General features: G+C 46.3%; 23 protein-coding genes, 1 pseudogene and 1 other annotated feature. Of the genes and pseudogenes, 12 read left to right on the top strand and 12 right to left on the bottom strand.

The genetic code is table 11. The features are described from left to right. Positions 1 to 13: 13 nt before the first annotated feature. From tsuA to OGX91_RS02155, 5 genes and pseudogenes are all read right to left on the bottom strand, one after another. Positions 14 to 1,072, bottom strand: coding sequence for a thiosulfate utilization transporter TsuA/YeeE (gene tsuA / locus OGX91_RS02170; RefSeq protein ID WP_149691675.1), 1,059 nt, complete (start codon positions 1,070 to 1,072; stop codon positions 14 to 16). Between the two features lie 176 nt (positions 1,073 to 1,248). Then, the gene (gene plaP, locus OGX91_RS02165; protein WP_040231916.1) at positions 1,249 to 2,610 is read right to left on the bottom strand and encodes a putrescine/proton symporter PlaP; all 1,362 of its coding nucleotides are present in this window, start codon (positions 2,608 to 2,610) and stop codon (positions 1,249 to 1,251) included. After that, positions 2,600 to 2,662 carry a membrane protein YoeI gene (gene yoeI, locus OGX91_RS24065; RefSeq protein ID WP_101741514.1) on the bottom strand — a complete coding sequence of 21 codons (63 nt, stop codon included), beginning with the start codon at positions 2,660 to 2,662 and terminating at the stop codon, positions 2,600 to 2,602. The genes plaP and yoeI overlap by 11 nt, the downstream gene beginning before the upstream one ends. A gap of 162 nt (positions 2,663 to 2,824) precedes the next feature. Next, positions 2,825 to 3,809, bottom strand: a pseudogene (locus OGX91_RS02160) (LysR substrate-binding domain-containing protein). 41 nt (positions 3,810 to 3,850) lie between these two features. Next, positions 3,851 to 4,675, bottom strand: coding sequence for an SDR family oxidoreductase (locus tag OGX91_RS02155; RefSeq protein ID WP_286625330.1), 825 nt, complete (start codon positions 4,673 to 4,675; stop codon positions 3,851 to 3,853). Between the two features lie 174 nt (positions 4,676 to 4,849). Here OGX91_RS02155 and hisL point away from each other — a divergent pair, with 174 nt between their 5' ends. The 9 genes from hisL (at position 4,850) to hisIE (ending at position 12,173) form a co-directional block, all read left to right on the top strand. Next, positions 4,850 to 4,897 (top strand): his operon leader peptide, encoded by a 48-nt coding sequence (gene hisL / locus OGX91_RS02150; RefSeq protein WP_101741515.1) that lies wholly within the window; start codon positions 4,850 to 4,852, stop codon positions 4,895 to 4,897. Then, positions 4,873 to 4,995: a sequence feature (His leader region), on the top strand. (Overlaps the previous gene by 25 nt.) Before the next feature lie 45 nt (positions 4,996 to 5,040). Then, positions 5,041 to 5,940 carry an ATP phosphoribosyltransferase gene (gene hisG, locus OGX91_RS02145; protein WP_005128078.1) on the top strand — a complete coding sequence of 300 codons (900 nt, stop codon included), beginning with the start codon at positions 5,041 to 5,043 and terminating at the stop codon, positions 5,938 to 5,940. Between the two features lie 98 nt (positions 5,941 to 6,038). Then, positions 6,039 to 7,343 (top strand): histidinol dehydrogenase, encoded by a 1,305-nt coding sequence (gene hisD / locus OGX91_RS02140; RefSeq protein ID WP_286625328.1) that lies wholly within the window; start codon positions 6,039 to 6,041, stop codon positions 7,341 to 7,343. Next, positions 7,340 to 8,419 carry a histidinol-phosphate transaminase gene (gene hisC, locus OGX91_RS02135; protein WP_005128081.1) on the top strand — a complete coding sequence of 360 codons (1,080 nt, stop codon included), beginning with the start codon at positions 7,340 to 7,342 and terminating at the stop codon, positions 8,417 to 8,419. The genes hisD and hisC overlap by 4 nt, the downstream gene beginning before the upstream one ends. Beyond that, positions 8,416 to 9,483 (top strand): bifunctional histidinol-phosphatase/imidazoleglycerol-phosphate dehydratase HisB, encoded by a 1,068-nt coding sequence (gene hisB / locus OGX91_RS02130; RefSeq protein WP_149691678.1) that lies wholly within the window; start codon positions 8,416 to 8,418, stop codon positions 9,481 to 9,483. Before hisC ends, hisB begins: the two co-directional genes overlap by 4 nt. After that, on the top strand, positions 9,483 to 10,073 hold the full coding sequence (gene hisH, locus OGX91_RS02125; protein WP_005128083.1) for an imidazole glycerol phosphate synthase subunit HisH: 591 nt from the start codon (positions 9,483 to 9,485) through the stop codon (positions 10,071 to 10,073). Before hisB ends, hisH begins: the two co-directional genes overlap by 1 nt. Further along, positions 10,073 to 10,810, top strand: a complete 738-nt coding sequence (gene hisA, locus OGX91_RS02120) for a 1-(5-phosphoribosyl)-5-[(5-phosphoribosylamino)methylideneamino]imidazole-4-carboxamide isomerase (RefSeq protein WP_005128084.1) — start codon at positions 10,073 to 10,075, stop codon at positions 10,808 to 10,810. Before hisH ends, hisA begins: the two co-directional genes overlap by 1 nt. After that, the gene (gene hisF / locus OGX91_RS02115) at positions 10,792 to 11,568 is read left to right on the top strand and encodes an imidazole glycerol phosphate synthase subunit HisF (protein WP_040231909.1); all 777 of its coding nucleotides are present in this window, start codon (positions 10,792 to 10,794) and stop codon (positions 11,566 to 11,568) included. Before hisA ends, hisF begins: the two co-directional genes overlap by 19 nt. Next, a complete protein-coding gene (gene hisIE / locus OGX91_RS02110; protein WP_040231906.1) occupies positions 11,562 to 12,173 on the top strand; it encodes a bifunctional phosphoribosyl-AMP cyclohydrolase/phosphoribosyl-ATP diphosphatase HisIE in 612 nt (203 codons plus the stop codon). Before hisF ends, hisIE begins: the two co-directional genes overlap by 7 nt. A 46-nt stretch (positions 12,174 to 12,219) precedes the next feature. Here the strand turns inward: hisIE and ugd are convergent, their stop codons facing one another. Both ugd and gnd read right to left on the bottom strand, forming a co-directional pair. Further along, positions 12,220 to 13,386, bottom strand: coding sequence for a UDP-glucose 6-dehydrogenase (ugd, locus tag OGX91_RS02105; protein ID WP_005128091.1), 1,167 nt, complete (start codon positions 13,384 to 13,386; stop codon positions 12,220 to 12,222). 235 nt (positions 13,387 to 13,621) lie between these two features. Beyond that, complete coding sequence (gene gnd / locus OGX91_RS02100) at positions 13,622 to 15,028, bottom strand: NADP-dependent phosphogluconate dehydrogenase (RefSeq protein ID WP_040231903.1); 1,407 nt, start codon at positions 15,026 to 15,028, stop codon at positions 13,622 to 13,624. A 245-nt stretch (positions 15,029 to 15,273) separates the two neighbouring features. Between gnd and OGX91_RS02095 the strand changes: the two genes are divergently transcribed. The 3 genes from OGX91_RS02095 to OGX91_RS02085 are packed head-to-tail and all read left to right on the top strand — an operon-like array spanning position 15,274 to position 18,075. Continuing rightward, complete coding sequence (locus tag OGX91_RS02095) at positions 15,274 to 16,725, top strand: UbiA family prenyltransferase (protein WP_005128099.1); 1,452 nt, start codon at positions 15,274 to 15,276, stop codon at positions 16,723 to 16,725. A 13-nt stretch (positions 16,726 to 16,738) separates the two neighbouring features. After that, positions 16,739 to 17,113 (top strand): SMR family transporter, encoded by a 375-nt coding sequence (locus tag OGX91_RS02090; protein WP_199947527.1) that lies wholly within the window; start codon positions 16,739 to 16,741, stop codon positions 17,111 to 17,113. After that, a complete protein-coding gene (locus OGX91_RS02085; RefSeq protein WP_116360231.1) occupies positions 17,113 to 18,075 on the top strand; it encodes an NAD-dependent epimerase/dehydratase family protein in 963 nt (320 codons plus the stop codon). Before OGX91_RS02090 ends, OGX91_RS02085 begins: the two co-directional genes overlap by 1 nt. 70 nt (positions 18,076 to 18,145) lie before the next feature. Here the strand turns inward: OGX91_RS02085 and OGX91_RS02080 are convergent, their stop codons facing one another. From OGX91_RS02080 to gmd, 5 genes are read right to left on the bottom strand one after another with little or no spacing between them, the layout of a single operon-like run. Next, positions 18,146 to 20,101: a DUF7024 domain-containing protein gene (locus OGX91_RS02080; protein WP_199947528.1), complete on the bottom strand. Its 1,956-nt coding sequence runs from the start codon at positions 20,099 to 20,101 to the stop codon at positions 18,146 to 18,148. 39 nt (positions 20,102 to 20,140) lie between these two features. Continuing rightward, the gene (locus OGX91_RS02075) at positions 20,141 to 21,274 is read right to left on the bottom strand and encodes a glycosyltransferase family 4 protein (protein ID WP_199947529.1); all 1,134 of its coding nucleotides are present in this window, start codon (positions 21,272 to 21,274) and stop codon (positions 20,141 to 20,143) included. A 5-nt stretch (positions 21,275 to 21,279) separates the two neighbouring features. Beyond that, positions 21,280 to 22,416 carry a glycosyltransferase family 4 protein gene (locus OGX91_RS02070; RefSeq protein WP_199947530.1) on the bottom strand — a complete coding sequence of 379 codons (1,137 nt, stop codon included), beginning with the start codon at positions 22,414 to 22,416 and terminating at the stop codon, positions 21,280 to 21,282. After that, positions 22,413 to 23,312 carry a GDP-mannose 4,6-dehydratase gene (locus tag OGX91_RS02065; RefSeq protein ID WP_199947531.1) on the bottom strand — a complete coding sequence of 300 codons (900 nt, stop codon included), beginning with the start codon at positions 23,310 to 23,312 and terminating at the stop codon, positions 22,413 to 22,415. Before OGX91_RS02065 ends, OGX91_RS02070 begins: the two co-directional genes overlap by 4 nt. Further along, a complete protein-coding gene (gene gmd, locus OGX91_RS02060) occupies positions 23,312 to 24,346 on the bottom strand; it encodes a GDP-mannose 4,6-dehydratase (protein WP_005122429.1) in 1,035 nt (344 codons plus the stop codon). Before gmd ends, OGX91_RS02065 begins: the two co-directional genes overlap by 1 nt. Positions 24,347 to 24,360: the final 14 nt, after the last annotated feature.

The following is a 24,360-nucleotide window of genomic DNA, read 5'->3' as shown; positions in this document are numbered from 1 at the left end:
CCAATCCTTACGCTTAATTTGCCGCAGCAGCGGTTAGTTTTGCCTTACGCTGCGGTCTGATATACACAATCCATGACGCGGTCCAGACGCCGAAAATCATAAAGACCAGGCCAACCCATCCCTGCCAGGTCATCATCGCCGTCATAACCAGACCGTTGCCAATCGAACAACCACCCGCGATGCTGGCACCAAAGCCCATTAACAGACCGCCAAAAGCGCTACGCAGCGTGGTGGGTGCGTCGGCTGCGCGCACGCGAAATTCGCGACTGGCTTTCGCTGCAATAAATGAGCCGAGAAAAATGCCCAGCACCAGGAACACTCCCCAGTTAATAAACTTACTGTCGCCTGCGACAAGAAATTGCAAAATATTGGCGGTTGGTGACGTGATACCCAGGCCAAACATTCGTCCGGTTGCTTCACTCAACGGCCATGCCAACAGCGCAATCAGCCCAATCAGAACCGCAGTAACAAATGGATGCCAGCGTTTCTCAAACAGAATATGCGCAAGGCCGGTACGACGAGGCGGTAGCGTAGCGACTTTCAATTTTGGTTTTCTCAGCTCTTTCGCCACCACCCATACTGTAACCGCCAGCAGAATAGCGATCAGTGGCCATACGGACAGGTTCAACGTGTCTGCAATGGAATTATGCTCAGTACTGTAGTTTTTCAGCGCCTGATTCAGCCCGCTCGCATGCGTAGAGCGCATCACCGCACTCATCACCATGTAGGTAAACAACGCAATCCAGCTACCAATAAGCCCTTCTCCTGCACGGTACCAGGTTCCGGTAGCACACCCGCCCGCATAAACAATTCCGATGCCAAAGACATAACCACCAACAACAGTTCCCAGCCATGGGAAGGTGCCGGCATCATAGCTGAGTACACCCGCCTGGATCAGCGCAAAGACACCCACGCTTTGCACAGAGATGGCTATCAGTAGCGCATAAAACATACGATTGTTTTTCGCAATATACATATCGCGAAAACCGCCCGTCAGACAAAATCGTCCACGTTGCATGACAAAGCCAAGCAGCGCGCCACAGATGAGCCCGCTTAAGATCATTGAAAACATAAATTAATTAGCCAGAAGTATATTAGTCAGGAAATTATTCATGACTAACTGGTTCAGAACCAATAACCAAATTCTCTAATTTAGAACTAACGGTTATTAATATTGGCTGGAAATAAAGCAGCGGAATAAAAAAACCGGAGAACATGTCTCCGGTTTTTCGATGTCAGATTAAGCTATTACGCAATATCTTCATCGTACTGAGGTACCGGGTTGCGGAAACTCTTGGTCACACAAGCCAGGTAGATCAGACCAATACCAGCCCAGATCAGCCCCAGAACCATAGAGCTCTCTTCCAGGTTTACCCATAACGCACCCACGGTCAGCGCACCACACATCGGCAGGAACAGATACTGGAAGTGGTCTTTCAGCGTCTTGTTACGCTTCTCACGGATCCAGAACTGGGAGATTACCGACAGGTTAACGAAGGTAAACGCCACCAGCGCACCAAAGTTAATCAGCGCCGTCGCCATCACCAGGTCGAAGTTGATTGCCAGCAGGGCAATCGCGCCAACCAGGATGATGTTCATGGACGGAGTACGCCATTTCGGGTGTACATAACCGAAGAAACTTTTCGGGAATACACCGTCACGCCCCATCACGTACATCAGACGCGCTACGCCTGCATGCGCCGCCATCCCGGATGCCAATACGGTAATGGTGGAGAAAATCAGCGCGCCGACCTGGAAGAACTTACCGGCTACGTACAGCATGATTTCAGGCTGTGAAGCATCCGGGTCCTTGAAGCGAGAGATATCCGGGAAGTACAGCTGCAACAGATAGGTAGAGACAATAAAGATCAGGCCACCAATCAGCGCAGTCAGGAAAATTGCACGCGGGATCACGCGCTCAGCATCCTTGGTCTCTTCAGAGAGGTTGCTGATACCGTCGAAACCAGTGAACGAGAAGCACAGGATAGTGGCACCCGTGATCATTGGAATCACGTGTGCGTCACCTGACCAGAACGGACGGCTGCTCACCAGCGTACCCGCACCTTCCCCTTCGAACACGCCATAAACGACCATGCCGAGGATCACCGCAATCAACACGACCTGCAACAGCACGATCACGGTGTTGAAGTTCGCGACAGATTTGAGGCTGCGCAGGTTAAAAGCAGTCATAAAGGCCACCAGTGCTACCACGAAAATCCATGACGGTATCGACGGCACCAGGGCTTCAAAATAGATTTTCGCCAACAGAATGTTGATCATCGGTGCGAACAGGTAGTCCAGCAGTGATGACCAACCCACCATAAAGCCAACGGTCGGGCTTATGGATTTCTGGGCGTAAGTGTAGGCAGAGCCTGCAGACGGATAGCGACGCACCAGTTTACCGTAACTCAGTGCGGTAAAAAGGATGGCGATCAGTGCAAAGGCGTAAGCTGTCGGGACGTGACCATCGGTCATTCCTGATACGATACCGAATGTATCGAACAGCGTCATCGGCTGCATATAGGCAAGGCCCATCATGACAACCGGAACCAGCGTAAGCGTTTTACGTAATTCCACGCGAGAGGTGTTTGGAGTAGCGTTATGCGACATGGTTATCCTCCATTACGGCGGAAACCGTCGCGTAAGCAAAAAATTGCCCCATTTTTTGTTAATCCTCAGCGACAACAACTGTCGATTTTTAAGTAAGTATCTATCCGGTACGAAGCCCGGCCTCTTTTATGAATGATTGGTTTGATGCAAAAAAATAACCGACGCGTATTAAAACGTCGGTTAATGTCATTTTTTGCAAGCGGCGTATTTTGCACTAAATTAGGGCGAAATGACAAGAGAATGAGAGCCTTGTCAAAAAATATTTTTTCCTAACCGATTGAATTATCGACAACCGTTTTTACATAGACACCCGCGATAGCACTATTTGCTAAAATTTCATCCCGCCACCATGCACTGGCTAATCCCGCGGTCTGCTCGTTCCAGCCAATCCACACGGGTTCAAACAGAATCTGCGCGACAACTTTCTTCTCAATCAGGGCCCCGCTGTCCAGAAATCGTTGTGCCAGATAGCGCGGAATATAACCACACCCCAAACCACTTATCTGCAGTTCCAGTTTGGTTTTGAAGTCAAAAACGGTGATGGCTTCCTGATCGTCAAGTAGTTGAGAAGCCGATACGTTCGCGGGATGTGCATTATCGCCGACCACAATGGCGCGAAAACGTTTGATCGTTCTACGACTCAACGGTTCCGGTTCCTGCGCCAATGGATGATGGGGGGCAACAACAAAAGCTTGTTCAAGCACACCCAGACGCGCAAAACCAAAGTCACTCGCTGTGGGTGGGTCACGCATGGCACCCACAATGATATCGGCCCGGCCCTGAATCAGAGCATCCCATGAGCCGCCCAGCACGCCGTTGATAAATTTAAGACGCGTCACGCTGTGGTGTTGATAGAAAGATTCGATAAGCGGGGCAAGAAGCGAAAAGGGAAAGGTATCGTCTACGCCGATAACCAGTTCATTCTCCCATCCTTCATGCAGTTTGATGGCCTGCTTTTCGAGTTCGCGCACGGTATGTAATACCTCGCGTCCCTTTTCCAGCAGCATCTGTCCGGTACGGGTAAATTTGGCCCGGTGTCCACTGCGATCCAACAACTGAATATTGAGATCGCTTTCCAGTTTGTGGACGGTATAACTCAGCGCTGACGGCGTCTTAAACAATTTTGCGGACGCCGCCGCGAAACTCCCCTCTTTCTCTAACGCATCAAGAATGATCAGAACATCCAGCAGTGGTTTCATACTCGCCCCCTGGCGGTATACAGCGACACTCTGCTGATCTGTCACTCCATCGGCATCACCAGCGGATCGGGATACTGGTACTCAAACCCAAGCTCATTGCAAATTCGGTTGCCATCAATGACTTTACCTTTACCGTTATCCACTCCGTCCCGGAAATCCGGTGGTTCCATCCCCAACAGGCGAGCCATCTGAGGGTAGAACACATTGCGCGCCGGATGCATAGGCGCACATATATTATAGATGTGTCCCCCTTTAGGCGCTTGTAGCAGCAACGTGATAGCAGAAACCACGTCATCCAGATGCACCAGATTGACGCCATGCTGTCCATCAGGTGCTGTTTTACCCGCAAAAAAACGACCTGGATGTCTGCCCGGTCCCACAAGGCCTGCCAGGCGCAGAATATCCACCGACGTTCCCGGCAGATTGTGCAGCCAATCTTCGAGTTCTTTCAGGACACGACCACTTGCCGTGACCGGATTGCGTGGTGTGCCCTCTTTCACGGTCCCCTGCACATCACCATAAACCGAGGTAGAACTGGTAAAAATAATCCGTGGAATACGATACGCCAGCGCACTGTCGACCAGTTCCTGCATTGCCTGCAAATAAAACGTCTCGCCCGGGCCACTCCGGCGTGCAGGCAGGGTGATGACCAACGCATCCGCATCCATTAGCGCATCGAGATCGTCAGGTTCACAGACCAGTTCAGGCTCCAGGCGCAGCGAGTAGCTTTCAATACCGCTCATTCGGGCCGCTTCCACCCCATCCAATGTGGTTTTACTGCCGGCAACCTGCCAGCCCCTGGCCGCCAGAGACATGGCTAACGGCATGCCTAACCAACCTAATCCGACAATTGCGACCTTTTTCATGCCTTTTCTCCTGACTTTTGGCCTATAACCCAAGGCTACGCCAGCCCACGGTGGCTGACAATTCATAGTATCAATATGAAATGAATTAATGATCAAAAAAAGCCCTTGCTTTCCGTGGCTAAAGTGGTTTAGGTTAAAAGACATCAAATGAATAAGCATTCATCGAGAAAATTTATGACACGCGCTCAATTTAATCACCATCATCACCATCATCCTGACTAGTCTTTCAGGCGATGTGTGCTGGGAGACATTTAAATCTTCCAGCGGTGCATGAGCGTATGAGAAAGCCCCCGGAAGATTTCTTCCGGGGGCTTTTTTTTGTGCGTGACCCAAACCGATTCAGACAGGATAACGAGGAATAAAGAATGTTAGACAACACCCGCTTACGCATAGCTATGCAGAAATCAGGCCGTTTAAGCGATGACTCACGCGAATTGCTGGCCCGCTGTGGCATTAAAATTAATCTTCACACCCAGCGCCTGATTGCGATGGCAGAAAATATGCCTATCGATATTCTTCGCGTACGCGATGACGATATCCCGGGTCTGGTCATGGATGGCGTCGTTGATCTCGGCATCATCGGTGAAAACGTGCTGGAAGAAGAACTGCTCAACCGCCGGGCACAGGGTGAAGATCCTCGTTACTTTACGTTACGTCGTCTGGACTTCGGCGGCTGTCGTCTTTCGCTGGCGACCCCGGTAGACGAAGCCTGGGACGGTCCGTCTGCACTGAACGGCAAACGTATCGCCACCTCTTATCCGCATCTGCTCAAACGCTATCTCGACCAGAAAGGGGTTTCGTTCAAATCCTGTTTGTTAAACGGGTCTGTCGAAGTTGCTCCCCGTGCGGGACTTGCAGATGCAATCTGCGATCTGGTCTCTACCGGTGCAACGCTTGAAGCCAACGGCCTGCGTGAAGTGGAAGTCATTTACCGCTCCAAAGCCTGTCTGATTCAGCGTGACGGAGAAATGGCCGATGCTAAGCAACAACTGATCGATAAGCTGCTGACCCGTATTCAGGGGGTTATTCAGGCGCGCGAATCTAAATACATCATGATGCACGCGCCAAGTGAACGTCTGGACGACGTTATCGCCTTGCTGCCAGGCGCTGAACGCCCAACGATTTTGCCACTGGCCGGCGATCAGCAGCGCGTGGCAATGCACATGGTTAGCAGCGAAACCCTGTTCTGGGAAACGATGGAAAAACTGAAAGCGCTTGGCGCCAGCTCCATCCTGGTGCTGCCCATTGAGAAGATGATGGAGTAATTCCACTTATGCTGCCCGGTGGCGCTTCGCTAGCCGGGCCTACAAGACCCGTAGGCCGGATAAACAACGAGCCATCCGGCAAAAAAAGGAAGACGATTATGAGCTTTAATACCATTATCGACTGGAATAGCTGTACTGAAGAGCAGCAAAGTGAATTACTGATGCGCCCGGCAATCTCGGCGTCAGATAGCATCACCCGTACCGTGAGCGAAATTCTGTATAACGTAAAGTCGCGCGGTGACGCAGCGCTACGTGAATACAGCGCAAAGTTTGATAAAACTAACGTGAGTGCGCTGAAAGTCAGCGCTGAAGAGATTGCCGCCGCCGGCGCACGTCTTGGCAATGACCTGAAACAGGCCATGGCAGTCGCCGTGAAAAACATCGAAACGTTTCATAACGCGCAACAACTGCCGGTAGTCGATATTGAGACGCAGCCCGGTGTACGCTGCCAGCAAGTTACCCGCCCGGTAAATTCTGTTGGACTGTACATTCCCGGAGGCTCCGCGCCGCTCTTCTCAACAGTGTTAATGCTCGCCACCCCGGCCCGCATTGCAGGCTGTAAAAAAGTGGTGTTGTGCTCTCCCCCACCTATCGCCGATGAAATTCTGTATGCTGCGCAGCTCTGCGGCGTACAGGATGTGTTTAACGTTGGGGGCGCACAAGCTATTGCCGCGCTGGCATTTGGCAGTGAATCCGTGCCGAAAGTGGACAAAATTTTTGGCCCCGGTAATGCCTTTGTGACCGAAGCCAAACGTCAGGTGAGTCAGCGTCTGGACGGCGCCGCCATCGATATGCCAGCAGGTCCGTCTGAAGTGCTGGTGATTGCCGACAGCGGCTCCACGCCGGATTTCGTTGCCTCTGACTTACTCTCGCAGGCCGAACACGGCCCCGATTCCCAAGTGATCCTGCTGACGCCGGATGCAGGTATGGCCAGCCGGGTTGCTGAAGCAGTAGAACGCCAGCTTGCCGCGCTGCCACGCGCTGAAACCGCGCGGCAGGCGTTAAGCGCCAGTCGTCTGATTGTCACCCGCTCCCTTGCGCAATGCGTAGCAATTTCTAATGCGTACGGTCCGGAGCACCTGATCATTCAGACCCGCAATGCTCGCGAACTTGTCGATGGCATCACCAGTGCGGGCTCTGTCTTTCTCGGTGACTGGTCACCGGAATCTGCCGGTGACTATGCCTCCGGGACTAACCACGTGCTGCCTACCTACGGCTATACCGCAACCTGCTCAAGTCTTGGACTGGCCGATTTCCAGAAGCGGATGACCGTACAGGAATTATCGCCGCAAGGTTTCTCTGCCCTGGCCGCAACCATCGAAACGCTGGCCGCAGCAGAACGACTGACAGCCCACAAAAATGCCGTTACCCTGCGCGTTAACGCCCTGAAGGAGCAAGCATGAGCACTGACAACATTCTCAGCGTTACTGATTTAGCCCGTAAAAATGTCCGTGAGCTAACACCGTATCAGTCTGCTCGTCGTCTGGGCGGAAATGGCGACGTCTGGCTCAATGCCAATGAGTTCCCTACCGCCGTTGAATTCCAGCTAACTCAGCAAACACTGAACCGTTATCCGGAGTGTCAGCCGAAGGCAGTGATCGAGAACTACGCACAGTATGCAGGCGTTAAGCCGGCGCAGGTACTGGTCAGCCGCGGTGCTGATGAAGGTATCGAGTTGCTGGTACGTGCTTTTTGCGAGCCGGGTAAAGATGCGATTCTCTACTGCCCGCCGACCTATGGCATGTATAGCGTCAGTGCGGAAACCATTGGCGTTGAATGCCGTACAGTACCGACACTTGCCGACTGGCAACTGGATTTACAGGGCATCGCTGACAAGCTTGATGGCGTGAAAGTGGTTTACGTTTGCAGCCCCAATAACCCGACGGGCCAGTTAATTAACCCGCAGGATCTGCGTTCACTGCTCGACATGACGCAGGGTAAAGCCATCGTGGTTGCCGATGAAGCGTATATCGAGTTTTGCCCGCAGGCCACACTGGCGGGCTGGCTATCGGAATACCCAAATCTGGTGGTACTGCGCACCCTGTCTAAGGCGTTTGCCCTTGCCGGTTTGCGCTGCGGATTTACGCTAGCTAATGAAGACGTCATCAACCTGTTGTTGAAAGTGATCGCTCCTTACCCGCTCTCTACACCGGTGGCAGATATCGCCGCTCAGGCACTAACGCCGCAAGGCATTTCCGCCATGCGCGAGCGCGTGGCGCAGATTCTGCAAGAGCGTCAGTACCTGGTTGATAGCCTGAAAACCATCCGCTGCGTAGAACAGGTTTTCGACTCTGAAACCAACTATGTTCTGGCGCGCTTCACAGCATCAAGCAGCGTATTTAAATCTTTGTGGGATCAGGGCATTATCTTACGAGACCAGAACAAACAACCTTCATTGAGCGGCTGCCTGCGTATTACTGTCGGAACCCGCGAAGAGAGCCAGCGCGTCATTGACGCCTTACGTGCGGAGCAAGTATGAGCCAGAAGTATCTTTTTATTGACCGTGATGGAACCCTGATTTCCGAGCCGCCCAGTGACTTTCAGGTTGATCGCTTCGACAAGCTTGCCTTTGAGCCGGAGGTTGTCCCGGTCTTGCTAAAACTACAAAAGGCAGGCTTTAAGCTGGTGATGATCACCAACCAGGATGGACTGGGAACACAGAGCTTCCCGCAGGCGGATTTTGACGGTCCACACAACCTGATGATGCAAGTTTTCACCTCGCAGGGGGTCATATTTGATGAAGTACTGATCTGTCCGCACCTGCCGGCAGACGAGTGTGACTGTCGTAAACCCAAAGTGAAGCTGGTCGAGCAATACCTGATTGAACAGGCGCTGGATACCGAGAACAGCTACGTGATCGGCGATCGCGCAACCGACATTCAACTGGCGGAAAACATGGGTATCGCCGGGTTACGCTATCACCGCGACACGCTTAACTGGGCAATGATCGGTGAGCAGCTAACCAAACGGGATCGTTACGCGCACGTTGAGCGTAATACCAAAGAAACACAGATTGACGTTAAAGTCTGGCTGGACCGTGAAGGCCGCAGCAAAATTAATACCGGCGTCGGCTTCTTTGACCACATGCTGGATCAAATCTCGACCCACGGCGGTTTTCGTATGGAGATAGCCGTCAAAGGCGATCTGTATATTGACGATCACCACACCGTTGAGGATACCGGACTGGCACTGGGTGAAGCCTTAAAACTGGCGTTGGGCGATAAACGAGGCATCAACCGTTTTGGTTTTGTGCTGCCGATGGATGAGTGCCTGGCACGCTGCGCCCTGGATATCTCCGGGCGTCCACACCTGGAGTACCGGGCTGAGTTTACCTACCAGCGCGTCGGCGATCTGAGTACGGAGATGATCGAACACTTCTTCCGTTCGCTCTCTTACACCATGGGCGTCACGTTACACCTTAAAACCAAAGGTAAAAATGACCACCACCGCGTGGAAAGTCTGTTCAAAGCCTTTGGCCGCACGCTGCGCCAGGCTATTCGCGTAGAAGGCGACACGCTTCCTTCTTCAAAAGGGGTGCTGTGATGAACGTGGTGATCCTCGACACCGGCTGTGCCAACCTGAACTCGGTGAAATCCGCCGTCGCACGCCACGGCTACGATCCGGTAGTTAGCCGCGATGCGGATGTTGTGCTGCGCGCCGATAAACTGTTTCTGCCGGGCGTCGGTACCGCCCAGGCGGCAATGGATCAGCTACACGAGCGTGAGCTGATTGAACTGATCAAAGCATGCACACAGCCTGTACTGGGGATTTGCTTAGGTATGCAGCTGCTTGGTCGACGCAGTGAAGAAAGTAACGGTGTCTCCCTGCTGGGGATTATTGATCAAGACGTACCCAAAATGACCGATTTTGGTCTGCCGTTGCCGCATATGGGCTGGAACCGTGTCTATCCACAGGCCGGAAACCGCCTTTTCCAGGGCATTGAGGATGGGGCGTATTTCTATTTTGTACACAGCTACGCCATGCCGGTGAACCCATGGACTATTGCGCAATGCAATTACGGTGAGCCCTTCACCGCAGCGGTACAAAAAGATAATTTCTTTGGCGTGCAGTTCCACCCGGAGCGTTCAGGTGCTGCTGGCGCGAAGTTGCTGAAAAACTTTCTGGAGATGTAATGATTATTCCGGCATTAGATTTAATCGACGGCACGGTTGTGCGTCTTCATCAGGGCGATTACGCAACGCAGCGTGATTACGGTAACGATCCCCTGCCCCGTTTACAAAGCTATGCAGCACAAGGCGCAAAGGTGTTGCACCTTGTGGATCTGACCGGGGCAAAAGATCCGCAGAAACGGCAAATACCGCTGATTAAAACACTGGTGGCTGGCGTAAACGTACCGGTGCAGGTAGGGGGTGGCGTACGTACCGAAGCAGATGTTGAGGCGCTGCTTAACGCTGGCGTCGCGCGCGTAGTGGTGGGTTCGACGGCGGTAAAATCTCCCGAAGTCGTCAGGAACTGGTTTGCCCGTTTTGGTGCCGACGCGCTGGTTCTGGCGCTGGATGTACGGATTGACGAGCACGGGAATAAACAGGTTGCGGTCAGCGGCTGGCAGGAAGATTCCGGGGTTTCACTGGAAGAACTGGTTGAGGCCTATTTACCCGTCGGTCTGAAGCACGTGCTGTGCACCGATATCTCCCGCGACGGCACGCTGGCTGGCTCAAACGTTGCACTGTACGAAGAAGTGTGTGCGAAATACCCCCAGGTGGCATTTCAGTCATCCGGCGGGATTGGTGGGATTGAAGATGTCGCCGCCCTGCGCGGAACCGGCGTTGGCGGCGTCATTGTGGGTCGTGCTTTGCTGGAAGGTAAATTCACCGTTGAGGAGGCCATCCAATGCTGGCAAAACGCATAATCCCTTGCCTTGATGTTCGTGACGGGCAGGTTGTCAAAGGTGTTCAATTCCGCAATCACGAGATTATTGGCGATATCGTCCCGCTGGCGAAACGCTATGCCGATGAAGGCGCAGATGAGCTGGTTTTTTACGATATCACCGCATCGAGCGATGGTCGTGTGGTAGACAAAAGCTGGGTATCACGCGTGGCAGAAGTGATCGACATTCCGTTCTGTGTCGCCGGTGGGATTAAATCACCAGAGGATGCCGCAAAGATATTGTCTTTCGGCGCAGATAAAATTTCTATCAACTCCCCGGCTCTGGCTGACCCAACGTTGATCACCCGCCTGGCGGATCGCTTTGGCGTGCAGTGCATCGTGGTGGGTATCGACACCTGGCATGATGCACAAACCGGGAAGTATCACGTCAATCAGTACACCGGAGATGAAAACCGTACGCGCGTTACACAGTGGGAAACGATCGACTGGGTAACAGAGGTGCAAAAACTGGGCGCCGGTGAAATCGTTCTTAATATGATGAACCAGGACGGCGTGCGTAACGGCTACGATCTTGAGCAATTGAAAAAAGTGCGCGAAGTTTGCCACGTTCCGCTGATCGCCTCAGGCGGTGCCGGAACGATGGAGCACTTTCTCGAAGCCTTCAGGGATGCGGATGTCGATGGCGCGCTTGCCGCCTCGGTCTTCCACAAGCAAATTATCAATATTGGCGAATTAAAAGCGTACCTGGCAACACAGGGCGTGGAGATCAGGATATGTTAACCAAGCAACAATGCCGCGAGCTGGACTGGGAAAAAACCGATGGGATGATGCCGGTCATCGTGCAGCATGCGGTTTCCGGTGAAGTACTGATGCTCGGGTATATGAACCCGGAAGCGCTGGATAAAACGATCGAAAGCGGGAAAGTGACCTTTTTCTCGCGTACTAAACAGCGCCTGTGGACCAAAGGAGAAACATCCGGTCACTTCCTGAACGTCGTGAGCATTGCACCTGACTGCGACAACGACACTCTGCTGGTGCTGGTTAACCCTATTGGGCCAACCTGTCACAAAGGCACCAGCAGCTGTTTTGGTGAGTCCAGCCACCAATGGCTGTTCCTGTATCAACTGGAGCAATTGCTGGCTGAGCGCAAAACGGCAGATCCCGCCAGCTCCTATACCGCAAAATTGTACGCCAGCGGTACGAAGCGGATTGCCCAGAAAGTTGGAGAAGAAGGTGTTGAGACAGCATTGGCCGCGACCGTGCATGACCGTTTCGAGTTGACCAATGAGGCATCGGATCTGATGTATCACCTGCTGGTTCTGCTGCAGGACCAGGATCTCGATCTGACGACGGTGATTGAGAATTTACGCAAACGTCATCAATAATAGACTGATACCGGCATGATGCCGGTATCATTATTTCGCCGAGCGTTTAATCGTTACCGAATAAATCGCGGGTATACACTTTATCAGCGACATCCTGCAGTTCTTCTGCCATGCGGTTAGAGATAATCACATCGGCCTCACGTTTAAATTTAGCCAGATCACGCTCAACCCGTGAATGGAAGAAACTCTCTTCTGCTATTACCGGTTCATAAATTATGACCGGGATACCTTTCGCTTTAATGCGTTTCATGATGCCCTGAATAGACGATGCCCTGAAATTATCCGAGCCGCTTTTCATAATCAGGCGATAGATACCGACAACTTTGGGTTTACGCGAAAGAATAGCATCAGCAATAAAATCTTTTCGTGTGCGGTTAGCATCAACGATGGCTGAAATAATATTATTAGGTACAGATTGATAGTTGGCGAGTAATTGCTTCGTGTCTTTTGGCAGACAATATCCACCATAACCGAATGAAGGGTTGTTGTAATGGTTACCAATACGCGGGTCCAGACAAACCCCTTCGATGATCTGTCGTGCATTAAGCCCCAGGCTTTCTGCATAGCTATCAAGTTCGTTAAAATAGGCAACACGCATTGCCAGATAGGTATTTGCAAAAAGCTTAATGGCTTCAGCTTCAGTAGAATCAGTGAACAGCACCGGGATATCCTGCTTTATTGCCCCTTCCTGTAACAAGGCAGCAAAACGTTCAGCACGAGCAGACCGTTCACCGATGACAATTCGTGATGGGTATAAGTTATCATACAGTGCCTTTCCTTCGCGCAGGAACTCAGGAGAAAAGATAATATTATCCGAGTTAAACTTCTGTCGCATAGTCTGCGTAAAACCAACAGGCACCGTTGATTTAATCACCATGAGCGCATCAGGATTTATTGCAATCACATCTTTGATAACTGATTCAACGCTGGAGGTATCAAAATAATTTGTTTTCGGGTCGTAATCTGTCGGCGTTGCAATAATAACAAAATCTGCATTCTGGTAGGCGTCGTACTTGTCCAGCGTGGCTTTGAAATTTATATCGCTTGATTGTAGATACTGTTCAATTTCTTTATCGACTATCGGAGATATCCGATTATTTAGCATCTCGACACGTGAAGGGACAATGTCCAGAGCAATGACCTGATGATGTTGGGCGATAAGAAGACCATTTGACAGGCCAACATATCCGGTACCAGAAATGGTAATTTTCATTTCATGCTCTCAGTATTAACTTAATATTTAATCATGATGTCGTACATCCTGATAAGAGAATAATGTTTTAACGTTTTGTCGAATATTGTGTCAACGAAGGTTAAAACAATTCAGATTTTCTTGATCAGGGTACGCCAGAAATATTAAGTAAAGATTAAGCAATCAACGTAAATCAATCAGATTTAAGATAAAAAAAAGCCCGGTTAGAGAACCGGGCCAGTGACTATCAGAAGACTTATTCCATCCATTCGGTATGGAAAACACCTTCTTTATCAGTACGTTTGTAGGTATGCGCACCGAAGTAATCACGCTGGGCCTGAATCAGGTTAGCGGGCAATACTTCTGCACGATAGCTGTCGTAATAAGCAACAGCAGCAGAGAATGTCGGTACCGGGATACCATTCTGCACGGCATACGCTACGACATCACGCAGTGCCTGTTGATATTCATCGGCAATGTTCTTGAAGTACGGGTCGAGCAGCAGGTTCGCGATGCCAGGATTTTTAGCGTAGGCATCGGTGATTTTCTGCAGGAATTGCGCGCGAATAATACAGCCCGCACGGAAGATTTTTGCAATCTCGCCGTAATTCAGATCCCAGTTATGCTCGTCGGATGCGGCACGCAGCTGTGAGAAGCCCTGAGCATAAGAAACGATCTTACCGAGGTACAGTGCACGACGTACTTTCTCAATAAATTCTGCCTTATCACCCGCAAGCTGAGCTTTAGGTCCAGACAGGACTTTAGAGGCAGCGACACGCTGATCTTTCAGCGAGGAGATGTAACGCGCAAACACAGATTCAGTGATCAGAGACAGCGGTTCACCAAGATCCAGAGAGCTTTGGCTGGTCCATTTACCGGTACCTTTGTTCGCCGCTTCATCCAGAATGAAATCCACCAAATATTTACCATCTTCATCTTTTTTGGTGAAGATATCTTTGGTGATGTCGATCAGATAGCTGCTCAGCTCACCGTTATTCCACTCGGTAAAGGTGCTGGCCAGTTCTTCATTGCTCAGGTTCAGACCCCCTTTCAACAATGAATAGGCTTCGGCAATCAGCTGCATGTCACCATATTCAATTCCGTTGTGCACCATCTTCACGTAGTGGCCTGCACCGTCGGCACCAATATACGTCACACACGGCTCACCATCTTCAGCAACCGCTGCGATTTTAGTCAGGATTGGCGCTACCAGTTCATAAGCTTCTTTCTGGCCACCCGGCATGATGGATGGGCCTTTCAGCGCACCTTCTTCACCACCAGAGACGCCGGTTCCGATGAAGTTAAAACCTTCAGCGGAGAGCTCACGGTTACGACGGATAGTGTCCTGGAAGAACGTATTACCGCCATCAATGATGATGTCACCTTTATCCAGATAAGGTTTCAGGGAGTCGATAGCAGCATCAGTGCCAGCACCCGCTTTCACCATTAACAGGATACGACGAGGTGTTTCAAGGGATTCAACAAACTCTTTTACCGTATAGTAAGGAACCAGTTTTTTCCCCGGATTCTCGGCGATAACCTCTTCCGTTTTTTCACGTGAGCGGTTGAAAACGGACACGGTGTAACCACGGCTTTCGATGTTGAGCGCCAGGTTGCGCCCCATCACAGCCATACCAACGACGCCGATTTGTTGCTTAGACATTATGTACTCCTGTCAGGTGATCTAACGAGCAGATGCATTACTCGCATAATTTCTAACATACTATCGCAAAACCCTGCATCGAAGCCATAACCTGATCTCAACAAGCACTGTTGGGTAAACTCTGGCTTAGGGACTATCTTTTTCTTTAAAATATAACTAAGTTTGTATAAAATAATCAGTTAATAATGTTTTCGATACTTCTCGATTGAGAATCGATGTAGATTCTGCTTAGCCAAGGAATGTAAATGTCCACCAAGCCATTTGATGCTATCGACATAAATGTGCCTCTTGTTGTTGATTTAGACGGCACTCTGTCTAAAACTGACACACTGCATGAAGGCATTGTGTCAATATTATTCAAAAAACCAATTAAAATAATTGGCTTAACTAAAGCCTTATTTGATGGAAAAACATCTTTTAAACGTCTCGTTACAGAAACTGTAACGCAAAATGCAGACTCATTCTGTTACAGACATAATCTAATAGATTATTTAAAAACAGAAAAACGCAAAGGAAGAGAAATCCATCTTGTTACAGCCTCTAACCAAAAAATTGCAGACTCTATAAATGAGTATCTGGGGATCTTTGATGGTGTAAAAGGCTCAGATAACCAATTGAATTTGAAAGGAGTCAATAAATTAGCATGGTTAAAAGATAGATTCCCGCAGGGTTTTATTTATGCAGGTGACCATAAAGCTGATATTATAATCTGGAACGAGTCTAAAGGTGTTATTCTTGTAGGAAATGGGAATAAATTTAAGAAAGATATAAAAAGTGAAATCCCATGCCTTGCTTTTGAAGATGCCAAGATGAGTATTTTCAAACAATGGATAAAACAACTGAGATTACATCAGTGGGCTAAAAATATACTGGTTTTTATCCCTATATTTCTGGCACATATCGCAAATGATGCGAACGTTATTGCAAAAACCACATTGGCATTTGTCGCATTTGGTTTAATTGCCTCCGCAACCTATATTATTAACGATCTTGCAGACCTTGAAGCCGATCGTCGACATAAGACAAAAAGAAACAGACCTCTTGCATCTGGTAATATTTCCACATTTCAAGGGCTCATTGGTGCGTTGATACTATTCTTAATCGGCGGAATAATATCAATAAATATATCAATAGGTTTAACATACTGTATTTTAATTTATGTAATGTTAACGCTTTGCTACTCATTCAAACTAAAAAGAGTTCCAATGTTAGATGTTTCAATCATCGGCGCTCTTTTTACATTAAGAATAATCATGGGGTCGGTGTTGAATGATCTTCCCCTATCTCCATGGTTGAATTCATTCTCTGCCTTGCTATTTTTCTCGCTGGCTCTGGCAAAACGGCATGTTGAGATTCTCAAATCTGATCAAACAATGACTAACAAAATTGGTGGTCGCGGTTACACTCATCAAGACTGGCCATTAACCTTAGCCTTTGGTGTAAGTAGCGCGATCTGTTCAATTTTAATCATGCTGCTTTTCCTGACTCAGGAAGCAATGGTGCAGATAAATTATAGTGCTCCTGAATGGCTATTGCTTGAACCAATATGCGTATTTCTTTGGGTAATGAGAATATGGTTCCTTAGCCATAGGAAAGTATTAACGGATGATCCTGTAATTTTCGCGATCAAGGATAGGACAAGTATTTTATTAGGTGCTGCTGCTATCTTAAGCTTTATAATTGCAAGCTATTACTGAGGTGTGATGAATTATGAGTTTACTTGTTTTACTACTTGCATTAACAAGTGTATCCCTAAATGCCCTTGCCCAAGTGGCCCTGCGTAAGACGATGCTCACTATAGCACCGCTTCCAGATGCTATTGCAGGCTATTTAGGTTTTGCAATTCAACTTCTCATAAATCCATGGTTTATTGCTGGTATGAGTTGTTATGTACTCAGCATTGGTTTGTGGATGGCAGTTCTTGGCAAAGTTGAGGTTAGCCTGGCATATCCTCTACTATCGGTTGGATATGTTATTACTGCAGTAATTGGCTATTTTTTCCTGAAAGAAGACATAAACACAATGAGACTCATTGGCTTATCTCTAATTTGCGTCGGAATTGTATTTATCTCTAGGAGTGCATAATGCGTCATATTATTACTGGCGGAAGTGGTTTTACAGGAAGTGTTCTCACTAAACGATTACTTGAAAAAGGGCAAGAAGTTGTCAATATCGATATCCGTGAGCAACCCAATGTGGCACTACGAAAAAATGTTCATTTTGTCAATGGTGATGTAACAGATAGCGATACATTAAAAAAATTGCATTTAAAAGAAGATGATGTTGTTTATCATCTTGCTGCAAGACAATTTGCCGATGCTGTCCCCAAAAAATCCCGTGAAGAATGGTTTAATGAAGTGAACGTATGCGGGACAAAAGCTGTAGTGAATGAAATGAAAAATACTGGCTGCCATAAACTCGTATTCTTTTCAACCGATATGACTTACGGCATCCCTACCGTCTGTCCTGTGTCGCCAGATCATCCACAAAATCCCCTCGGGCCTTATGGTAATAGTAAAATATTAGCCGAGAAAATCATCCGTGGTGAACATTTTATTGATGCAACTATATTTCGCCCTCGCTTAATCACTGGTCCGGGTCGTTTAGGTATACTGGGTAAATTATTTAAACTCATTCAACATGGAATACCCGTCCCAATGATTGGTAACGGAAATAATCGTTATCAAATGGTGAGTGTCGAGGATTGCGCTCTAGCAGCAGAACTCGCCGTTGAAAAAAATTGTCCAAACATAAATTTTAACTTAGGCTCTGCAACGCCACCAACTACAAAAGAGTTACTCAATGGTGTGATTAAACATGCAAAATCTAAGTCTATACTATTGCCTATCCCTGCCATGCTATTGAAACCAGTTTTAGCCACAATGGACAAGATAGGATTAACCCTACTGTACCCCGAGCAGTTTGGTATAGCCGATAAAGATGTTTTACTTGACACAACGCTTACATATGAAACTCTTGGGTGGTCGCCAACAAAGTCTGATATCGTGGCAATGAGTGAAGCATACGATTCATTCATAAGAAAGTAAGCATAAAAAAAGGATAGGATCTGCTAGATCCTATCCTCTAATGATTTGTCAAAATTATATTTAACTAACTTTACTGCCAATAAAACTGAATCAATCCCAGCCCAATTTTCCTTTTATCAGAACTGACACCTAATTCTGCTGGAGACGTTGGTTTCGAAACATTGACAGTGATAGCTGTATTTTGTTTTTCGTCAATGGAGTCAAATTTTGCATAAAATACATTTCCCTTACCTTCAACTGGCTCCATTACATGTGATTCATTATTTATAGTTAAAACAATAGGCTCACCTGCATTAGGCCCGAAGGGAAAAAGCTCTGCATAGAAAGTAGTTTCTTTATTTAACTTAAGATCTAAATTTAATTTAACATTACTTCCTTCACTCCAACGTCCCCAACCTTCTTCATGACTTAGACCGGAGAGTCCAATCACAAAATTGGGAAGACCATTTTTTCTGAAGTCAATGACATTAGATGCTTCTTGAAAATATTTAACACCTTTGTACACTGGTGCAAAGTCATCGCAATACATCGCCCCTGTAATATAGCGCCATCCGTATTTGGGTGCAGATGCTTTATCAATATTAATAGGCTGATGAGTCCTTAAATCTTTATATCCCGCTTTACAACTATCACTAAGCGCATGCTCATTTTTATCCCTAAATATTATTTTGGTGACTATACCATCTTGGTTTTCATAAGCATAAGAGCCTTGCCCTTTTCCGGACCACATATTATAAGGAAATGTTCTCAATATAAATATCTGAGGTTCTGGGTTATACATTTCAGGATAATTTTCTAGCAGATATGCTGTCCACGGCTTATGAGCCAAATAATTCGCATCCGTTTCATATCCATTGCTAAATATTATATACATGAACGCTAATAGTATAATTATTACTTTCTTATATATTGTATTCAAAATTACAGAAGAGTAAGCGCAAGACCATGCAATAATAGGCGCAATAGAATACAAGGCATATCGTTGAAAGACATTCTGCCCTGAGTTCATATTGTTATTTGCTAACAGCGGTATACAAATTACAACTGAAAATAAAAGGCTAAACAAGAAATCTCGAATAATGATTTTATCAAATCGAAAACATAGAAAAATAACAAAAATCACTAACCATGGGGCTCCAACCCATAGACCCTGGTCTAAGTCAAAGTAGTATGAAATGAAATGTCCAAAGTTAATATTTGAAATACTGCTAGCCTGACTTCCTATCAAACTAAACTGGCTAAACTTTATGTAGTAAAATATAATTGAACTTATAGAAATAAGTCCACAAATCCATATCTGCCATTTCCTTAATAAATTAAATATAACCGAAACTATATTCTTATGACTTACCAAAGTAAGATAAATGGGTATAACGATGAACAATAGTGATAAAGATACAACTTGAATTGACGCTAATGATATAAAAAATGCAGAGGTTAACGGTTTGCATTTCATTAAAAAATAAAATGCAAGAAACAACAGCGAATATATCATTACTTCTGGATGCGACCATTTAAGATAGAATATGACTCCACCAGATAAGAAAAGTAATTGCGCAACGGGATTACTTTTTTCATTATTCATCAAAACGAATAAAGTGCATATTAGAAGTATTACATTCGTTAATTGAAAGGATTTAAGAGGATTAATATCTAATATTGATATTGTTTTTTCAGTAACAGCAGTCAATAGTGGATAGAACCAAAAGTGGTATCCATAGTATTCATTAGTTTTAGATTTATATATACCTACAGCGCCCGCATTATTTTCACTATTTTCTAACCCTGTTCTAATTTTTTCAAAGTATTCTGGAATATACCCTGCTGACTCGAAACTCTTAATATCATTTAGTCTGTCTGTAACCTCACTCGCAGTAATGTTTGGTGATAGATTATTTAAAAATGCTTTTGTTGTGAGTGAATACTCATGTCCATCGCCAAGTTGTACTGGCTTACTTGTTAATCCGATAACAAGTAGAACAATAGACAATCCAATAAACAATAGAGAACTAAACCTATTGACCATTATTCAACCTTAGAAATTTAAAATATTTTATGAGAATAGTTATGAATGATTTTTTTTATCAACGGTATACAACTCTCTATAGACAGCGCTATAGTCAGTTAGCATTTTTTCCGATGTAAATACATCTTTAAATCTGGCATATGCATTTGAGCCGTATCGTTTAGCCAATTCAGGATTCGAGTATAGTTCTTGCATTACCTGCCTTAATCTCACGGGGTCGTTAGGTGGAATAACAAAACCAGAGTAGCCATCAAGATTAATAAAGCTTGTACCTGTACCTATTTCACATGAGATTAGCGGCTTTCCATACATAGCACCTTCAAGTAAAGTAATACCAAAGGCTTCCGATCTAAGATGTGAAGGAAAAACAATAGCAGTACATAGCTTTAGTAGTGCAGCCTTGTCTTCATCGGGTAATGAGCCAACAAAATGCACATTAGTAAGATTAAGTTCTTCTGCTTTAGCTTTTATATCACTTTCGATCCCTCCGCCACCAACAATAACTACGGGTAACGAAGTAGTGTGTGCTGCTTCCAGAAGAGTGTGTAACCCTTTATAATAACGAAATGCACCAATGAACAGGAAAAAACCTCCGTCAAACCTGTCTTGCCAAAATTTGAGTTTTTCGTTACTAATACCTGGATAAGATTTCTCATTTAAACCATAAGGTATGACTTTTACCTTGGATTCAAACTTCTGCAATACAATACTAGTTTTTACATAGTTTGGCGAAGCAGCAACAATACAATCAACTGATTTGAGAAAATGATTCATTAGTGGCGAATATAGCCGAGAAAAAAACTTCTGCTTAACAATATCAGAATGATAACTGACAATTGTTGGTTTATTGATTCGACATAAAAAATGCAGCATATCCATAAAGGGAAATGGATAATGGTAATGGATGATGTCTGCTTGCTTTGCTAATTCTTTAAATTTTTTAATGCAAGATAGAGAGAATGGTGTTGAGGCTATTTCAAAATTAGTTTTTGCGTAGAAGACACGCTGCTTACCAATTTTTTGATTATCAATATCCCCGCGTTTACTTAGAGAAAGTACGGTTGATTCAACATCATATTCAGCTCCAGACTCACTTAGCTGGTAGATAACTTGCTCGATGCCACCAAAAGTATCTGGATAGTATGTCTTATAAAAATGCAGTACTTTCAACATTAATCTTACTTCACCTGTTTATATGCAGCAACCGTTTCAGTTGCACATCGTTTCCATGAAAATTGGTTAACATGTGATAATCCACTTTTAGTGGCATTATCCTGCCATTCCGTATCAGTAAGACTCTTCATAATTAAAGACGTAAGTGTCTCAACATCCATAGCATCACACATTAAAGCACTGCTACCTGCAACCTCAGGAAGTGAAGAGCTGTTTGAACAAACAACCGGAGTCCCAGATGCCATTGCCTCCAATACTGGTAGCCCAAATCCCTCATAGACTGATGGAAATAAAAAACTAACAGCACCTGCATAGAGTGCAGGTAAATCGCTTGACGGTGTAAATCCCAGGTAGCGCAGCCACCCTTCTCGTTTACCTTGTTCAAATCGACGATGTAAAGTATCACTGTTCCAGCCTTTGAATCCGCTAATAACAAGAGGAGTCTGCTTTCTCAGTGATAGTGGCAGACGTTCGTAGGCATCAAGCAATGTCGCAATATTCTTTCTCGGCTCAATCGAGCCAGTAAATAGGGAATATTTTTTAAAGGTAAGTTCGTATTTTCCGAGAACAGAAGTTATATCTTCTTCACGGCGGGGCTTGAATTCATCACTACATGCTAACTTTGCAGTAAATACCCTACTTTCAGAAATATTAAAATAATTAATCAGTTCCAATCTGGTGAAATCAGAGTCTGTAATAAATACTGATGCTCGCTTTACCGTTTGTAAAAGCTCTTTACGCATATACCTAACTCTCTCAGGAGGATGGCATTGCGGCAAAGTAAAAACAGAAAGATCATGAAACGTGACAACACAGCGCTCTACCTTCGGTGGCAGATAAAAATTCGGCCCATGATAAATCGCATCCTTATGATTTCTCAAGACATTAGTCTTCAACCACGGTGCTGTAAGCCTATATACTTCCGAAGCCAGTCGACTCTTTTTTATTAAACTTTTAAGCCCCTCTGTTGAAGAGCTATTTTCTTTAGCCACGGGCATTTGCTGAGTAAGTCGATGCCCATTTAAAAAAAGCAATTCGGATATTTCTGGAGCATCAGATAAACATTTAGCCAACTCAAATGCATAGCGACCGATACCCGTTAATGGGTATTTTATTGCATCAGTTCCAAATATGACTTTCATTGCTCGTTTTCCAACATCCAGCGCAGGGTATCTTCGAGTGGTGGGACATTCCAATCTGGAATAAATGATTGTAGTTTAGATGGATCCCCACTAAGTGTCTTAACTTCATTTGCGCGGACAAATTCAGGATTAATCTGGATGGTCAGATGGTGTCCGGTTATTTTTTCACAAAGTTCAATGACTTTTCTCAGTGAATATGTGCGGCCAGAGCAGATGTTAATAACTTCGCCAATTGGTTTCGCCTGTAATAACTTGACATAAGCATGGCTTAGTGCACGAACATCTGTAAAATCACGCCAAACATCAATGTTACCTAACTCGATCGTCGGTGATTTTGATTTAAAGTGTTTAACTATCTTTGGCAGAAGGAAGTTTTCCGCCTGACCAACACCTGTATAGTTAAATGGCCTCGTAATGAATACGGGTAGTTTATCCATCCACAATCGAGACATATACTCCATGGCCAACTTGCTAACGGCATAATCGTTCGCTGGATTTGCTGCCGCAGATTCACTCAGTTGCCCGGCGGTACCATTTCCATAAATGTTAGCACTACTGGCGAGAAGCACACCATCAAGGGTTGAACTACACGCACTCAAAGCCTGCAATAAATTACGCGTACCAAGCAAATTAACATTGTAGAAAGCATCGGCATCACCATGCCCGACGTAAGCGATAGCGGCCAAATGAATAACAACGTTTGGTTGTATAAGCTCAACAATATCCTGCAACTTCGCAGTGTCCATTAGATCAACCTGATAATAATCAGGTCCATCAAAAGGCATTGCGCCAATACCAAATACCCGATATCCGGCAGCGGATAATTCCGCTGCCACATAGCGGCCGGTAAATCCATTAATCCCTGTTACCAGGGCATGTTTGCCGGCGCCGAACATCAGAAAGAAAATCCTTGCTGGTTACGACGTAAATCAGCCTCAACCATCAACTGGCACAACTGCTCCAGCGAAGTTTTTGGCTCCCAACCCAGAATTTCTTTGGCACGAGCGGGGTTACCAATCAGCAAGTCAACTTCAGCAGGACGGAAGAATTTCGGATTTACACGGACCAACGTTTTTCCAGTTGCGGTATCAATACCCACTTCTTGTTCATCTTTACCCTCAAAACGCAGCGTATACCCAGCAGCTTTGAAAGCCATGCTGACGAAGTCGCGCACAGTCTCTGTGCGGTTAGTTGCCAGCACGAAGGTATCTGGTTTTTCTGCCTGCAGAATACGCCACATTCCTTCTACATACTCTTTGGCATAACCCCAGTCACGCTTAGCGTCCATATTGCCGAGTTCAAGAACGTCAAGTTTACCAAGCTTAATTTTTGCAACAGAATCAGTGATTTTACGCGTTACAAATTCCTGACCACGTAATGGTGATTCGTGGTTAAACAGGATTCCGCTTGATGCAAAAATATTATAGCTCTCACGGTAGTTCACGGTCATCCAGTGAGCATACAGTTTAGCTACGCCATATGGGCTGCGCGGATAGAACGGAGTATCCTCTTTCTGCGGAACAGCCTGCACCAGACCAAACATTTCTGACGTCGATGCCTGATAAAAGCGAATTTTAGGATTAACGATACGAATAGCTTCCAGAAGATTTACAGGGCCGAGACCGGTAATTTCTGCTGTAGTAATCGGTTGTTCGAAAGATACACCGACGAAGCTCTGCGCAGCTAAGTTATATATCTCAGTAGCTTCAGTTTGCTGCAGCAAGCGGATACTAGCAGACAGGTCAGTCAGATCGTATTCAACCAAAGTCAAGTTCGGGTGCTGTGCAATGCCCAACTCTTCAATACGCCAGAAATTGACAGAGCTGGTACGTCGGTATGTTCCGTATACTTTATACCCTTTACCAAGCAGCAGTTCTGCCAGATAAGCACCATCCTGACCCGTAATACCAGTAACAATCGCTATATTCATAATAATCTATCAAT

It is taken from the genome of Citrobacter sp. Cpa228 (genome assembly GCF_030333085.1).
In the GTDB taxonomy this organism is placed as follows: Bacteria; Pseudomonadota; Gammaproteobacteria; order Enterobacterales; family Enterobacteriaceae; genus Citrobacter; species Citrobacter pasteurii.
Note: the sequence above shows the minus strand (reverse complement) of the source record. Positions and strands in the feature narration are given on the sequence as shown.